Source organism: Legionella waltersii (assembly GCF_001468085.1).
In the GTDB taxonomy this organism is placed as follows: domain Bacteria; phylum Pseudomonadota; class Gammaproteobacteria; order Legionellales; family Legionellaceae; genus Legionella; species Legionella waltersii.
On record NZ_LNZB01000031.1, the window covers coordinates 130,128 to 144,975 of the forward strand.

The window sequence follows — 14,848 nt, forward strand, 5'->3', positions numbered from 1 at the left end:
TCAGCACCAACGTACACCCTTTTATGATACGGATTTGAATGTCGTTATCTGACTTCTTGCCTGCAATTGTTTTGTTAGCTCTATTAAGTTCAATGCCTTATCCCCAAATACACTTAGTGCATCAAGAGCGATTTGGTAATTAAATTTAATTTCGTATTCTAATCGCTCTTTACTCATTAAGTTTGCGAAAGTATTTTTTTGATTAGCAACATCAGAAGAGCGGCCTTTGCCTAGGAATTGCGAAGGAGCGTAACAATCCAGATAGTCATCTTGCATTTGGAAAACGAGTCCAATATGCTGTGCATAACTCAAAAGCGCAGTTTTTATCTGTTCAGCTACATTTTGTTGGGCAGCCAGAAGCATTTCAAAACAAGCAATAATTAATTTCCCCGTTTTGAGTAAATGAATTTCTCTAAGTTGTTCTTTGCTTATAGAGGATTTAGCGAGCTCAGACAGATCTAGGCTTTGGCCACTGACCATTCCACTTACACCACTGGCATTAATTAGGGTTTGAGTAATTTGGATGACTTGTGGGGCTGGAATGATCATGCTTAATCTAGTCAGGAGTACTTCAATGGCCAAAGCTTGCATGCCATCACCGACTAGAATAGCGGTTGCCTCATCAAATGCTTTATGGCAACTGGGTTTTCCTCGACGCAAATCATCATTATCCATGGCAGGCAAATCATCATGGATTAATGAGTAACAATGTGTTAATTCGACAGCAGCAGCAATGCTATCCAAAACGTGAATGTCCATATCCATTATTTCGCCAACCAAATACACTAAAATTGGTCTAATGCGTTTCCCGCCAGGAAATAAGGCATAATGCACAGCGTTGCGGATTGTTTTTGCTGGTATTTCAGTATGAGCAAGAAATTGTTCTAAATACTGTTCGTGCCTTTGGATATAGTTATCAATTGCTGTGTTGTTCATCGGAATTGGGTTCAATTGGTTCTTCATAAGAGGTTAATTGCTCTATCTTTTGTTCAGCTTGATTTAATGTGTTTTGGCATTGGCGAGCTAGGCTAATTCCTTTTTCAAATTGTTTCAATGATTCCTCAAGGGTTAGTTCGCCTTTTTCCAATTGTTTCACAATGTCTTCTAATTCAACGATAGATTGCTCAAAATGAAAGCCTTTGCTCATTTGTCTTATCCAAATTGTGAAAATGTGGAGATTATACTGAGTTCAATAGAGGTTTCAACTACAACTTAAATAAACTAGGGGACGGACCCTTTGGGGTCTGTCCTCGCTCTGATGTGAATCATCTACCACCAAGTGGATGGTTGTAAATCATCTGAATATTCATCAAGCTCTTTACTGCTGGAGTCATTACTCTTGACACTAAAGAATCCTGAATGGCCTTTCTTGAGTGGTTGTATGGAGTCTTTGCACTTCTGTTTCATTTCCATCATTTGCTCATACAACGTGCGAATTTGAATTTTTAATTCATCAACTTGTTCACTGCCACCTTTGTAGATAGTCGTCAACGAGCCCATTTTTTGAAAATGTTCGGCGTGAGCCTCTTCTAGGTGTTTTAATTTGTCTTCAATATTGGAGGATTCATTGGCATTAGCAATTTTGTCTTCCATGAAACGCTTCAATCCAGATAGGCCAGCTATTGGATTTTGTCCTTTTGTAAATCCTGGCATGTGTATATCCTCGTTTTATAAATTAACTCCATTGATCTAATAGCAATCGTCTACGTTGGTCTTAGGTACCGCCATAAAGAATCACTCATAGAGTCTATTTACAGTAATGGAAATGCATTTAAAATAAAAGGATATGATTAAAAAATACCCACTTATGAGTCTTTTAACGATATCTTCGCTAAAAAATCAATAAGTGGGTTATAAAAAGAGATTAAACGGTTAATACATCAGTTCTTAGCTCCCTCTCAAAGGATTCAACAGCACTTGCTGTTTCAGCTTTTGCAAGCGTGTAGAAGCTGTATCTGCTCTGAGTCGAGAAATCTGGAATATGAGCAACTATTTTGTTGTATATCATCTTTAAAAAGTCTTTAAAATAGTCCGCATAGGTAATGTCATTATCCAATACTGCTTTGCGATCGACTTTATTTATAGCTGAATGACAAGCAAGTTTGAAGCGATTCATTGCAGAATTTTCAAGTTGAGGATTGCCAATTGCTCCTAGATTTAAACTAGTCAAGTAGGCATCACGTGCAAGGTTAATATCTTGTAGAATATCGCTAACAACCTTTTCAGTTTTGCGAGAGTTATATCCAGAAACTGGCTTTTTTAAATTCAATTTTAAGGCGTTAATTGCATCATCAATTGGTTTCATTAACTCACTGCGTTTTGCTATTAATCGACGAGCTAATTCTTGTGGACGAGCTAGTTCTTGTGGACGAGCTAGTTCTTTTTGACGAGCTAGTTCTTGCTGACGAGCTAGTTCTTGTTGACGTGCTAATTCTTGCTGACGAGCTAGTTCTTGTTGACGAGCTAGTTCTTGTTGACGAGCTAGTTCTTGTTGACGAGCTAGTTCTTGTTGACGAGCTAGTTCTTGTTGACGAAGTAGTTCTTGTTGACGGGCTTGCTGTGCCTGCTGAAGCTTCATTTTATCTTCGGCATTCAACGGAATTTGGTTTACCAGCAGAGTTGGAAAATCATGGTTTAATATGTCTTTGAAAAATTGAATTTGACTTCTAACATCGTCTTTTAATCGTTCAATGGAGTCATTTCTCACTTTATAGTGTTGTGTTAAATTTTCCATTACATCAGAATAAGCATTTAGCGCATCTACTAGGATTTTGTTTTTTGCAAATTCATCTACAGTTTTAGAATAAGCCATTAAGTATTGAGCTAGGGTTAGGTTGAGCTTCTTAAGAATAATTGCTGTTTTTTTATTATTCTCGGTAGTTGGACTTGTGGTTTGATCTAACTTCGTTTGAGCCATTTTTACACCCTCTGTTGTACCTTATTGTCGAGGTGGGCAATATTAGCACAGCATGGTTTTTTTAAAAAGTAAAAATTTAATAATTATTTAGCAAAGAACTCGTAAAATGATCATTAAAAACGGCTAAGCAATTCTTGTTTAAAAGGGTTATTATAAGCCCAAGGAACTTGAAATCACGGATAACTTAGTTTACCGAAGGTCTAATTATGAAAGTTAAAACTCAATACGTTTGTAACCAATGTGCATCTGTATTTAAGCAATGGGCGGGGCAATGTGGTCAATGTGGAGCATGGAATTCTGTAGTCGAAGAGGGTGTTGTTCCCCCCAGCCGCACAGCTCGAAGTGGGCAGTGGGCTAACCAACGATCGCAGGTCACGGCTGTTGAAGACGTGGTTATGGTTCAAGAAATCCGAATGGATTGCGGTTTATCTGAATTAAACCGTGTATTAGGGGGTGGTTTGGTCTATGGTTCAGTGGTATTAATTGGTGGAGATCCGGGAATTGGAAAGTCGACCTTATTGCTTCAAACCTTAGCCAATTTATCCATGCAAGAAACAGTATTGTATGTGACTGGAGAAGAGTCATTACAACAAGTCGCCATGCGCGCTCAAAGACTTGGGTTGCCTCTGGCTGGACTGCGTTTATTAGCGGAAACCCAAGTAGAGTCGATCATAACTCATGCACAAAAAGAGCAGCCTAAGGTAATCGTAGTTGACTCCGTGCAAACCATATTTACTGAAAGTATTAGTTCTGCTCCGGGAGGAGTTAGCCAAGTACGGGAGTCTGCTGCTCAACTAGTTCGCTATGCCAAAATGACGAATACAGCTGTTTTCTTAGTGGGGCATGTGACAAAAGAAGGGACATTAGCAGGACCTCGTGTATTAGAACATATGGTGGATAGTGTTTTGTATTTTGAAGGTCAAAATGACAGTCGTTTTCGAGTGATTCGTGCTATAAAAAATCGCTTTGGAGCCGTCAATGAATTAGGTGTATTTGCTATGACTGATAAAGGCTTGAAGGAAGTTGCAAACCCTTCTGCAATCTTTTTATCAAGACAACCCGACCCTACCCCAGGGAGTGCAGTAATGGTGACTTGGGAGGGATCTAGACCTATGTTGGTAGAGGTCCAAGCTTTAGTAGATGAGGCTCATGGTCAACAAGCGAAACGAGTCACAGCAGGGCTTGAGCACAATCGTTTGGCAATTCTTCTCGCTGTTTTGCATCGTCATGGAGGGATTGTTACCTATGATCAGGATGTTTTTATCAATGTGGTCGGTGGAGTTAAAGTGACTGAAACTGCGAGTGATCTCGCTTTATTGGCCGCAGTGGTATCGAGTCTGCGCAACCGGGTATTTGATAGTGAGACCATTATCTTTGGTGAAGTTGGTTTAGCAGGGGAGATTAGACCTGTGCAAAGTGGCCAGGAACGTATAAAAGAGGCTGTCAAACATGGCTTTAAACGTGCAATTGTGCCCTTTGCAAATGCACCGAAGCAAAACTCTTCAGCAATGGAAATTCTCCCGGTTAAGTATTTGCGTGATGTGTTGCAAGTGTTGGGTTAATTTGAGGGAATTTAATTACCGTCATAATCAAGTTAAACAATGGAAAATTAAGGGGAAAAAACAAAGGGGACGGACCCCACTGGGGTCCGTCCCCACTCCTTGTTGCCGCTCCTTGCCCTAATCTTTATTTCCATCGATTTTTCGTAGTAGGATAGATTTGCGAGTAAGTAATCAAGGGGCTCAATCAAGGTGATGTACCCTCTGGCCGCGCGCTTGGTGTTAACATGGATTAATTTGACATGGAGTGAATATGACGTTTCCCGCAGAGTTACAAAAGCAATTTATCCAGATGCTCAATAAAAATGGTATTTCATATTCTTCAGGTTGGTCGAATTATATGGAAACTGTCAAAAACCCAGCTGCATTGGTGCTGGAAATCAAAAATGACAAGCAAATTTCTATGGTGATGAAGGCCATTAAAGAGTTAAATAAAGATCGTAATCCTCAAAATAAGATAACCGTTCGTGCTACAGCCGGGTGGACGGATACTAAAAAATGCAAATGTTTCTGCTTGTTTGGTTGGGATAAGGAACAAGAGGAGCAGTACAACGAAGGTTTTTCATTTTCACAAGTTGTTGGAGGGCGTGCTTCTGTGGATACCGCAGGGACTGATGTGATCATCCGTTTTGCAAAAAGCTATCAGTATACAAAAGTACTAGGCACCATGAAAAATCCACCAGTAGTGAATCCTAAAAATCCGATTCACCAATTGCCTGTTTCTTTAGTTGAAGTTAGCGCAGGTGTGCAGATCTCTGAATTGGCTGATTTTTTACGTAAACATAAATTGTCTTTAACGACAGCCAGCATGATTGCTTGGGTGAGTGCAGTAGGGTTGGCAGGGACAGCAGGTCATGGTACTGGACGAGATGAGCCTGCATTTAGTGGTTTGATTGAATCCATAAAGATCTGTGATGCTGAGGGAAATATTCGAGAGCTAACACGAGATGATCCCGATTTTGCAAATTTAGTCGGTGGACATAGTGGTTTACTGGGTGTTGTATTGAGCATGAAAATACGGGCGGTAAAAGCCTTTAATCTTGAAGAATCAATCGAATTATATTCTGATACAAAGGAAATGTCTGGAAAACTCGCTGGGGTGTTAAAGAATAACCAGTATGTGAGCATTATGGGGATGCCAAGCTATTCTTGTCCCGAGACCGGTAAACTAGTCTCTAAATGGCAAATTCGCAAATGGAACTACACTACTGAAAAACCAACCACTAGAGAAAATGCTCCTTATGCTCCAGACATTAGTTCATTTGCACAGGAGTTGCAGGTGCGTATTGGCTCATCCGTTATGGAGTATTTGTTGGATTCTGGCTTAAAGCATCTCATGCCTGCGTTTATGTTGCTGTCTGCAGCAGTAGTGACTGGAACAAGAGGCACTGCTAGAAAAGTAGATTTTGAAAATCACATCAGTCACCCACAAGTGGCCTTCCCCAAGGCAATGAGAGACGTTAGCTATTTAATTCCTGTCAAAGACGCGGATGCAGGTAAAGTCTTAGAGGAAACATTGCAGAAAATGGAGTCGTTGTTGAATAAAGCCGGTAGTAAAGGTGAATATCCAGTAACCTATGCGATTTACGTTCGATACATAAAGGGAACGAATGGTGGCTTGTCTACTAGTTATACCCATTCAGAAGATGAGCGTATTCTCGCGATTGATGTAGTCACCCATCCAGATGCTCCTGGAATAGATAATTTTGAGAGAAACATGATGTCCTATTTCAGATCAAAGGGCATCAGCCCCAGAAATCACTTAGGCAAAAATTTCCCTGCTGAAGTGCAAAGTTATGAGCAGTTTTTTGGTCCCAAAATAATTCAGGATTACATGGAATCATTACAACGTTGGTATAGTTCTCCTGATAAAAAGGATGGCCCAGAAAAGTTAGCGATGTCACCATTTTTTACTCCCTATCTTCAAAACATGCTTAGTCCATCTCCCTCACCAAAAGAAGAGTTAGAACAAAAAGAAGACAGTGAGAAAGTGCCAGTCAACATCAATAGAGCAATGACCTCTCAGGAGCATTCGGAGTCAGAGCTTTTGGACTTTTTAACTAAATTACACGCGGAGATCTCCAAGATGGACATTAAATCCGATGAAGGTAAGTCTGCAAAAGAAAACTTCTTGTCAGTCTGTCAGCTTGAGTTGGAAAGAATGAACATCAAACAATCCTCTGCAACAACCCTACATTGATTTCTACTCATTCAACTCTGATTGCGTCAGTGGTATTAAGCTTGGCGCAATCTGCTTTATTAAACAGGACTTGCGAAAAACTCACAATCTCTTCGTTAAAAAGTGTTTTTAATTCGGTCATTTAATGCATCTAAACTCCCTCATTAAAAACACTTTTTGCCTCAATCTTAGGGTTTTTAGTAAGCATTTCAAGCACCAAGTGCTCCACATAAACTAGATCACTTCGAACAATCAACCCCTTCCGCCCTTCGGGCACCTTCTCCCTATTCCTGGGGCGAAGGGGAAATTGAAGGGAGTTATTTAGAAGTCTTGTTAAAATGAAATACTTTCAATAAGTTGACTCTAGCAAAATTCACAGCTTTTACTAAACTTATAAATAGAATCAATAAGAGAGTGGTTATATGGACATAACACCATTTTTTAAGCTCATGGTCGACAAAGGTGCTTCTGACTTGTTTTTTAGTGTTGGAGCGATACCCCACATTAAAATCGAAGGCATCATTGCCCCAGTTGGACAGACCCCTCTTCAATCCCAACAAATGGCTGAAATCGTGTTGTCCATCATGAATGATGATCAACAAAAAGAATTCGAAGCTAAAATGGAAATTAATTTGGCATTCTCATTGGTGGGGATAGGGCGATTCAGGATTAATGTGTTCAGGCAACGTGGCGAAGTGGCAATGGTCATTCGTTACATCAAAGGTGAAATACCATCTATTGAAGATTTGAATTTGCCTCAAATATTAAAAACCTTGGTGATGGAATTACGTGGTTTAATTTTAGTAGTTGGTTCTACTGGTTCAGGTAAATCAACGACCTTGGCTTCTATGCTGAATTACAGAAATGAGAATCATAGAGGACATATATTGACGATAGAAGACCCTATTGAGTATTTACACAAACATAAAAAATCGATTGTCGACCAACGTGAAGTTGGAATTGACACATTGAGTTATGAAAGTGCTTTAAAAAATGCAATGCGAGAGGCTCCCGATGTTATTTTAATTGGGGAGATTAGAGATAAAGACACTATGAAGCATGCTATAGCTTATGCTGAGACAGGGCATTTATGCATATCAACACTTCACTCAAACAATGCCAACCAGGCTCTAGATAGGGTCATTAACTTTTTTCCTGAAGATGCAAGACACCAGCTTTTACTTGATTTATCTTTGAATTTAAAGGCAATTATTTCTTTGCGCTTAATTCCAGGTATTGCTAATCAGCGAGTAGCTGCCGTAGAGGTCTTAATTAACTCACCGTATATTTCCGATTTGATTGAGAAAGGCAAGATCGATGACATTAAAGAAGTCATGGCAAGAAGCAAAGAACAAGGCATGCAAACTTTTGATCAGGCCTTGCTTGATTTGTATCAAGGGGGAAAAATCAGCAAAGAAAATACCATTAAATTTGCTGATTCTAAAAATAACGTGGGTTTGCAAATCAGGCTAAATGAAGAAGCAAAATACGATGAAAATGATGGAAAATTGCAAATTCAGTCTGATGATTTAGATAAATATTAGCCTTTACATCAACCCATAAACAATGGCAGAAATCGAAATTATCCCCATCAATGTAATAAATACATTGCTGATGTGATTGCTGTATTTTTTCATGGCAGGCACTTTGGCAATGGCGTACATTGGCATCAGGAATAGTAAAACTGCAATAACAGGGCCACCAAGTGTTTCAATCATTTTTAAAATATTGGGGTTAATGGTTGCCACTAGCCAGCAGGTTAGAATCATAAAGAGCTCGATAAATCGGTGCAGTGAGTTTTTACTGATTGCTTTGCCAGTGGTTGATTTTAACGATTTTACAATAATGCCACTTAGACCTTCTTTTGCACCTAAGTAATGTCCCAAAAACGATTTTGAGATCGCTATAAAAGCAATAATGGGGGCTATATAAGCGATGATCGGTGTATTAAAGTGGTTAGCTAGATAAGATAAAATAGATATGTTTTGTTGCTTAGCAAGCATTAAATCCTGTGGTGATAAGCTAAATACGCAGCTAAATACAAAAAACATCACTGAAAAAACCATCATTAAATGGCTGTATTTCATGATTTTAGAGCTTTTCTTGTCAGCCTGATTCCCATATTGTTGTCTTTGACTCACTGCAAAAGAAGAAATAATGGGCGAATGATTAAAGGAGAACACCATTACAGGAATAACCAGCCAAAGGGTCATGAGTATGCCATGTCCTCCATTTGCATGGAGTGAGTTGCTATGTTCGAAAATTGCTCCATTCCAATTTGGAATTAGGTACAAAGACAATAAAAACAAGATAGTCGCAAAAGGGTACACCAGAAAAGACATTGATTTAATTATCATTTCTTGGCCAAAGCGAACAATGGCCATCAGGGCCAAAATGAGTACTATGGCTAAAAGAGCCCTTGGTGGTGCATTTACACCCAGTTGATTAACTAGAAAGCTTTGTGTCGTATTGGTAATTGCGACACTGTACATTAACAAAATGGGGTAAATTGCAAAGAAGTAGAGTCCAGTTAACAGTTTTCCTGCAAAAGTCCCAAAGTGTTCTTCCACTACTTCTGTAATATCGTTTTGAGGGGAGGAGCTTGAAAGAACAAAGCGGCACAACGCACGATGAGAGAAATAGGTCATTGGAAATGCCAGAAGTGTCATAATAATTAAAGGTAAAATACCATTAAGTCCAGCATCGATAGGAAGAAATAATGTACCCGCCCCGATTGCAGTCCCATAAAGGCTTAACATCCATATCGTGTCTTGCTTATTCCAATCGGATTTTTTATCGGTAGTGATTGGCGATACTTCGACTGCTGCTGACTCATTAACTGACATGAAAAGCATCCTCGTTTAACAATTTGATTTTAAGCGGTGCGCAATGAACAATAATAACACAATTGATCTATTGTTTCAACAGGCGAAAGCCTAATAATAAACAAGCCTAGAATGCAAATCAAGCGAATAATTCTAGACATGGAAATTCAATGATTAACAGCATATCGGCTTGAGTATATTATTGCTAAGCGTATGATGCACAGTAGAACAGGACTTACGAAAAACCCCAAGGTCGAGGCAAAAGACATTTTTAATGAGGGAGTTTAGATGGACTAAATGACCGAATTAACAATGTCTTTTAACGAAGAGATTGGGGTTTTTCGTAAGTCCTGTAGAATTATTACTAAAGGAGTGTTTATGAGACGACTAATGTTAATGATGTTCATTTGTTGCTGGGGATCTGTTTTTGCAGTAGGGTTGCCCGCAAAAGCAACGATTAATTTTACACTAACTCATATTGAGCGCGGAGAATCATGTCCTGAATTATTAAAAAATGCCAAAGTAGTAGTGGATTATGATTATAATTTTGAGCGCAACATGGGTTTGGCACATTTAAGGAAATTAGCAAGCGCAAGTTGGGTAGAAACTCTATTTCCTTTAGGGCTTAGTAACTATTATGCGTTTATGTCCGACATGAAGCCTAAAACAATTCAGTTGGACAATGGTGAAGTTACGGTATTTCGCATCATCTTTCACCTCTATAAAAATGGCGATACACGATTATACATGATGTTGAATCAAGATGGGGACTGCATCATGAGTTCCGATGTGATCAATGTCATGCAGTCTTACTGATTGGTCATAATTTTGGTTTCTGCACCTTTCTTCATCACAATAATACTGATACGACGGTTTTCTGGGTTATAAGGGTTGTTTTTATCCAGTAAAATCGTCGAAGAAAAGCCTGTAATCGTCATCACCTTATTTTCATCCATTCCTAGCTTAATCAATGCCCTGCGAGCAGCATTAGCCCTTTGTGTTGACAGCTCCCAGTTCGTGTATTCTAGCTCTTGAGGATTATCGTACGGACTTGCGTCCGTATGCCCTTGTATAGTGATCTTATTCGGTACAGAGTTAAGAAGCTTAGCTAGGTTGGCGAGAATTGGCTCTATTTCGGGGTTTATTTGATCAGATCCCACATCAAACATAGGTTTCTTTTGATTATCAATCAGCTGAATCCTAAGTCCTTCAGAGACGACGTCCATTAATAATTGTTTTTTTAATCCAGCTAAAGAAGGATCTTTTTCCATGCTCAAGTTGATTTCAGATTTTAATTGCTCGAGTTTCTTGAGTTCATCGCTTGAACCTTCCTCGGTTTTTGTTTCGCTTGCAATCTTTTCGTCACTTTTTAGAGGTTTATTTGTCGCGGTCACTTGTCCGTCGGTGTCTTCAATATTAGGACCACCGCCAGCAACAACGTCTTTTCTATTTCCAGTGCTGTTTCCTCCGAAAAGAGCGACTTTCATGGGTTGCCGAAAATACTCCGCTATTCCTGCTTTTTGGGCCTTATTTAAGGAGGCGACCAGCCACATCAATAAGAAAAATGCCATCATGGCGGTTACAAAGTCTGCATAGGCAATTTTCCACGCTCCCCCATGGTGTCCGTGTCCACCCTTTTTAATTTTTTTTATAATAGGGGGTAATGCGTCATGCGCTTTGTCTTTCTTCTCCCGAGCTTCTTTTTTTTCTTTGGGATCTAAATTATCTGGATCGCTGATGTCATTAATTTCAGCCATGATTTTATTCCCTTAACTGGGTGCAGTTTCCGTTGGCGTTTCAGCAGCAGCTCCCGCTGAAGCCCCTGCTTCACCCCCACCAGTGCGAGGAGTTTTGACCTCTTCGCTTAATTGGTTAAATGAAGGTCTTTGAGCAGAGAACAGGACCTTGCGACCGAATTCTACGGCAATAATGGGTGGGTTATTGTGTAAGCTTGCCAAAATGGTTGCTTTGGCACACTGTAGCATAATAAGATTTTGGTTCGCTATTCCCTCTATCGATGTAGCAATAGGCCCGATAAACCCATAACCAATTAAAATACCTAAAAAGGTTCCTACAAGGGCATGGGCAATGAGAACGCCTAATTCAGCAGGTGGCAAACTAATTGACTCCATCGTATGAACGACTCCTAAAACAGCTGCAACAATACCAAATGCAGGCATTCCATCGGCAAGTTTTGTAACAGCAGCTGCGGGTATCATTTCCTCTTCATGCAGTGACTCGATTTCCATGTCCATTAATGCTTCTAGTTGGAAGGGTTGCATATTAGCAGTAATCACTAGACGCAAATAATCGCAAATAAAATCAATCAAGTGGTGATTTTTCATCAAAGTAGGGTAACCGCTAAAAATAGGACTTTTTTCAGGTTCGTCAATATCAGTTTCTAGTGACATCAGTCCTTGTTGTCTAGCCTTACTGAGCAAATGATAAAGAAGACTTAATAAGTCACTCGACATTTGTCTTGCAGATTTTTGGCCTTTAAAGGCTGCACCCAATGCCTTGAGCACTGCTTTGATGGATGATAGATTATTACCGACGATAAACGCACCTATTGCTGCTCCGCCGATGATTAATAGCTCCAGTGGCTGAAATACAGCAGCAAGATGTCCTCCTGCTAATGCAAATCCCCCAAATACACTTAATAAGATAACTATATAACCCACTATAATTAACATGGTTTTATCCTAGGCTGTTCGGAAGCTCTTTTTGTATTTTCATGCATAAATTATTCCATGTACCAACCATGACTGACGACTAATGATTGTCCTGTGAGAGCATTGGATTCGAAGGACGCGAAAAACAAGGCAGTTTGAGCCACGTCATTGGTCGTAGTAAATTCTCCATCCACTGTTTCTTTCAGCATGACCTTTTTAATGACATCTTGCTCGCTGATTCCTAGTTCTTTTGCTTGCTCTGGAATTTGTTTATCGACGAGAGGTGTTCTAACAAAGCCTGGGCATATCACATTTGCTCTTACTTTATGAGCAGCGCCTTCCTTGGCAACGACTTTACATAATCCCAATAAGCCATGTTTGGCGGTTACATAGGGCGCTTTTAGGAGAGAGGCTTCCTTAGAATGTACAGAACCCATGTAGATGACGCTTCCACCATTGCCTGATTTGTACATGTGTTTTAGAGAGGCTTTCGTTGTTAAAAATGCTCCATCTAGATGGATGGCTAGCATTTTTTTCCAATCTGAGAAGGCGAGTTTGTCGACGGATTCAATAATCTGAATTCCAGCATTGCTGACTAATACATCAATGCCTCCAAACTGATCAGCCACTGCATCGATGCCTTGATTTACTTGGCTTTCATCAGTCACGTTCATGGCCACTGCCATGGCTTGACCGCCAGCAGAGTTTATTGAATCAGCGACTAGTTGTGCTTGATCGAGGTTAAGATCGGCGATGGCAACTTTTGCCCCTTCTTTTGCGTACACCAGAGCGATTTCTTTCCCGATACCACTGGCTGCTCCAGTAACAACAGCGACTTTGTTTTTAAGTTTCATGCCTACGTTCCCTGTAGTTATTTTTTTAAATTATAGTATACATTATAGATAATTTAGCAACATGGTGATGAGGTTGTTTTTGGACCGTGGTTGGAATAAAAATATCCGCTCCCTCACGGTCGCGGCTCGGTTTTTCAAAAGGAGGCAAAAGGAGGGGGACGGACCCTGAGCGATCCACACTTCAAAAGGAGGGGGACGGACCCCACTGGGGTCCGTCCCCGTTCAATCTTCCCGTTCGATACTAAAACCGCGACCGTGAGGGAGCGGATTTGAGATTAAAACTTCATACTCCTTTGTTCCGCTTCTAGCGATTCATCAATATGATTCAACGCCTTTGCTTTTATGAGGCCACAGAGACTAAAAATGCGAGGATCGGACAAGGCTTCCCGTACTCCATGATCAAGCCGTACATCTGCTACGCCTTTTCTTAAGGCTGCTCTAAGCGCAATTTCGATTTTGACTGCTTTTTCATGGGCGCTACGACCAAAAAAGAAACCTTGGTCTTCTTTAAGCCGTTTGATTTCATTGCGGACATACTCAACGCCTTTGCTCTCAACGTCAGGTTTTTGCCTTTTTGTACCTGATCTGGTTCCAACTTGAAAGATAGAGAAACCGTATCTTGTAGTACTCAAATTCTGACCTGATTTTGCTGCAGTACTTTCTTGTTTTCGAGCAGATTTGCCGTGAGTAGGACGTTGTGCTTCTTCTTCTTCAAGAATTTGATTGAGTAAATCGAGTCTTTCAGGAGTGATGTCTTGCTTTTCGGAGAGGGCTGCCCCTTTTGATTTTTGATGGAGTTCCATCTCTTCATGTTTTTGATCTGATGTTGGCGGTGTTAATGGGATCGTGGAGGCTAAAACGGCGGGTAATTTGGGGCCATTTACACCATGTGTTAACTCTGTAGAAGCGTCCTCTTCTGAATGATGTTCTGATTCTTCATCCTGTAAGCGTCGATCTGAGATTTTCTTTTGTTGTTGCTCTTCAGATTGTGTTGACTCAGTTTCTTCCTCGACAATCAGGTCTTCTTCTTGTTCATAATAACTTCCTTCTTCACTGTACTGATCTGATAACTGTTGATCTTGTTCTTCTTCATCGATTTCTTCTTTGGATTGCTCTTTAGCACCTTCTTTTAGCGCGACCATTTTAATTGAGGGCACTAAGGTTTTGTCCTGTTCCTCTTGTAGGAGTGGTTTAGTAACTTGTTGTAGTACTACAGGCTCTACATGCTGTTCCTCTTGCACGAGTGGTTTAGCGATTTGTTCTGATGTTACAGATTCTTCATGCTGATCCTCTTGTACGAGAGGTTTAGCGATTTGTTCTGATGTTACAGGCTCTACATGTTGTTCTTCTTGCACGAGTGGTTTAGTCACTTGTTGTGGTACTACAGGCTCTACATGCTGTTCCTCTTGCACGAGTGGTTTAGCGATTTGTTCTGATGTTACAGGCTCTACATGTTGTTCTTCTTGCACGAGTGGTTTAGTCACTTGTTGTGGTACTACAGGCTCTACATGCTGTTCCTCTTGCACGAGTGGTTTAGCGATTTGTTCTGATGCTACAAGTTCTTCATGCTGTTCCTCTTGTACGAGAGGTTTAGCGATTTGTTCTGATGTTACAGGCTCTACATGTTGTTCTTCTTGCACGAGTGGTTTAGCCACTTGTTGTGGTACTACAGACTCTTCATGCTGCTCCTCTTGCAGGAGTGGTTTAGCCACTTGTTGTGGTACTACAGGCTCTACATGCTGTTCCTCTTGCACGAGTGGTTTAGCCACTTGTTGTGGTACTACAGGCTCTACATGCTGTTCCTCTTGCACGAGTGGTTTAGCCACTTGTTGTGGTACTACA

Annotated in this window: 13 protein-coding genes; 4 read left to right on the forward strand and 9 right to left on the reverse strand. The window is 40.3% G+C overall.

The window, feature by feature from the left end; genetic code table 11:
* Nucleotides 1–21: 21 nt before the first annotated feature.
* From Lwal_RS05925 to Lwal_RS05940, 4 genes are all read right to left on the reverse strand, one after another.
* Complete coding sequence (locus tag Lwal_RS05925; RefSeq protein ID WP_058479908.1) at nucleotides 22–936, reverse strand: polyprenyl synthetase family protein; 915 nt, start codon at nucleotides 934–936, stop codon at nucleotides 22–24.
* The gene (locus tag Lwal_RS05930) at nucleotides 917–1,147 is read right to left on the reverse strand and encodes an exodeoxyribonuclease VII small subunit (RefSeq protein ID WP_058479909.1); all 231 of its coding nucleotides are present in this window, start codon (nucleotides 1,145–1,147) and stop codon (nucleotides 917–919) included. Before Lwal_RS05930 ends, Lwal_RS05925 begins: the two co-directional genes overlap by 20 nt.
* Nucleotides 1,148–1,269: 122 nt before the next feature.
* A complete protein-coding gene (locus Lwal_RS05935; RefSeq protein ID WP_058479910.1) occupies nucleotides 1,270–1,653 on the reverse strand; it encodes a hypothetical protein in 384 nt (127 codons plus the stop codon).
* A gap of 211 nt (nucleotides 1,654–1,864) precedes the next feature.
* On the reverse strand, nucleotides 1,865–2,917 hold the full coding sequence (locus tag Lwal_RS05940; protein WP_058479911.1) for a hypothetical protein: 1,053 nt from the start codon (nucleotides 2,915–2,917) through the stop codon (nucleotides 1,865–1,867).
* 206 nt (nucleotides 2,918–3,123) lie between these two features.
* Here Lwal_RS05940 and radA point away from each other — a divergent pair, with 206 nt between their 5' ends.
* The 3 genes from radA to Lwal_RS05955 all read left to right on the forward strand — a co-directional run bounded on the left by radA (nucleotide 3,124) and on the right by Lwal_RS05955 (nucleotide 8,199).
* Nucleotides 3,124–4,479: a DNA repair protein RadA gene (gene radA / locus Lwal_RS05945; protein ID WP_083500046.1), complete on the forward strand. Its 1,356-nt coding sequence runs from the start codon at nucleotides 3,124–3,126 to the stop codon at nucleotides 4,477–4,479.
* Between the two features lie 250 nt (nucleotides 4,480–4,729).
* The gene (locus Lwal_RS05950; protein ID WP_058479913.1) at nucleotides 4,730–6,676 is read left to right on the forward strand and encodes an FAD-binding oxidoreductase; all 1,947 of its coding nucleotides are present in this window, start codon (nucleotides 4,730–4,732) and stop codon (nucleotides 6,674–6,676) included.
* Nucleotides 6,677–7,077: 401 nt separating this feature from the next.
* Entirely contained in the window at nucleotides 7,078–8,199 is a 1,122-nt protein-coding gene (locus tag Lwal_RS05955; RefSeq protein WP_058479914.1) for a PilT/PilU family type 4a pilus ATPase, read from the forward strand.
* 3 nt (nucleotides 8,200–8,202) lie between these two features.
* Here Lwal_RS05955 and Lwal_RS05960 read toward each other — a convergent pair whose 3' ends face one another.
* Entirely contained in the window at nucleotides 8,203–9,501 is a 1,299-nt protein-coding gene (locus Lwal_RS05960; protein WP_058479915.1) for a serine/threonine transporter, read from the reverse strand.
* 357 nt (nucleotides 9,502–9,858) lie between these two features.
* Here Lwal_RS05960 and Lwal_RS05965 point away from each other — a divergent pair, with 357 nt between their 5' ends.
* Nucleotides 9,859–10,296, forward strand: a complete 438-nt coding sequence (locus Lwal_RS05965) for a hypothetical protein (protein ID WP_058479916.1) — start codon at nucleotides 9,859–9,861, stop codon at nucleotides 10,294–10,296.
* Here Lwal_RS05965 and motB read toward each other — a convergent pair.
* The 4 genes from motB to Lwal_RS17530 all read right to left on the reverse strand — a co-directional run.
* Complete coding sequence (gene motB / locus Lwal_RS05970; RefSeq protein WP_065235653.1) at nucleotides 10,290–11,237, reverse strand: flagellar motor protein MotB; 948 nt, start codon at nucleotides 11,235–11,237, stop codon at nucleotides 10,290–10,292. The genes Lwal_RS05965 and motB overlap by 7 nt on opposite strands.
* A 12-nt stretch (nucleotides 11,238–11,249) precedes the next feature.
* A complete protein-coding gene (gene motA, locus Lwal_RS05975; RefSeq protein ID WP_058479917.1) occupies nucleotides 11,250–12,173 on the reverse strand; it encodes a flagellar motor stator protein MotA in 924 nt (307 codons plus the stop codon).
* 50 nt (nucleotides 12,174–12,223) lie between these two features.
* Nucleotides 12,224–13,006: a 3-hydroxybutyrate dehydrogenase gene (locus Lwal_RS05980; RefSeq protein WP_058479918.1), complete on the reverse strand. Its 783-nt coding sequence runs from the start codon at nucleotides 13,004–13,006 to the stop codon at nucleotides 12,224–12,226.
* Between the two features lie 275 nt (nucleotides 13,007–13,281).
* A partial coding sequence (locus Lwal_RS17530; protein WP_202972554.1) for a hypothetical protein occupies nucleotides 13,282–14,848 on the reverse strand: 1,567 nt, incomplete at its 5' end.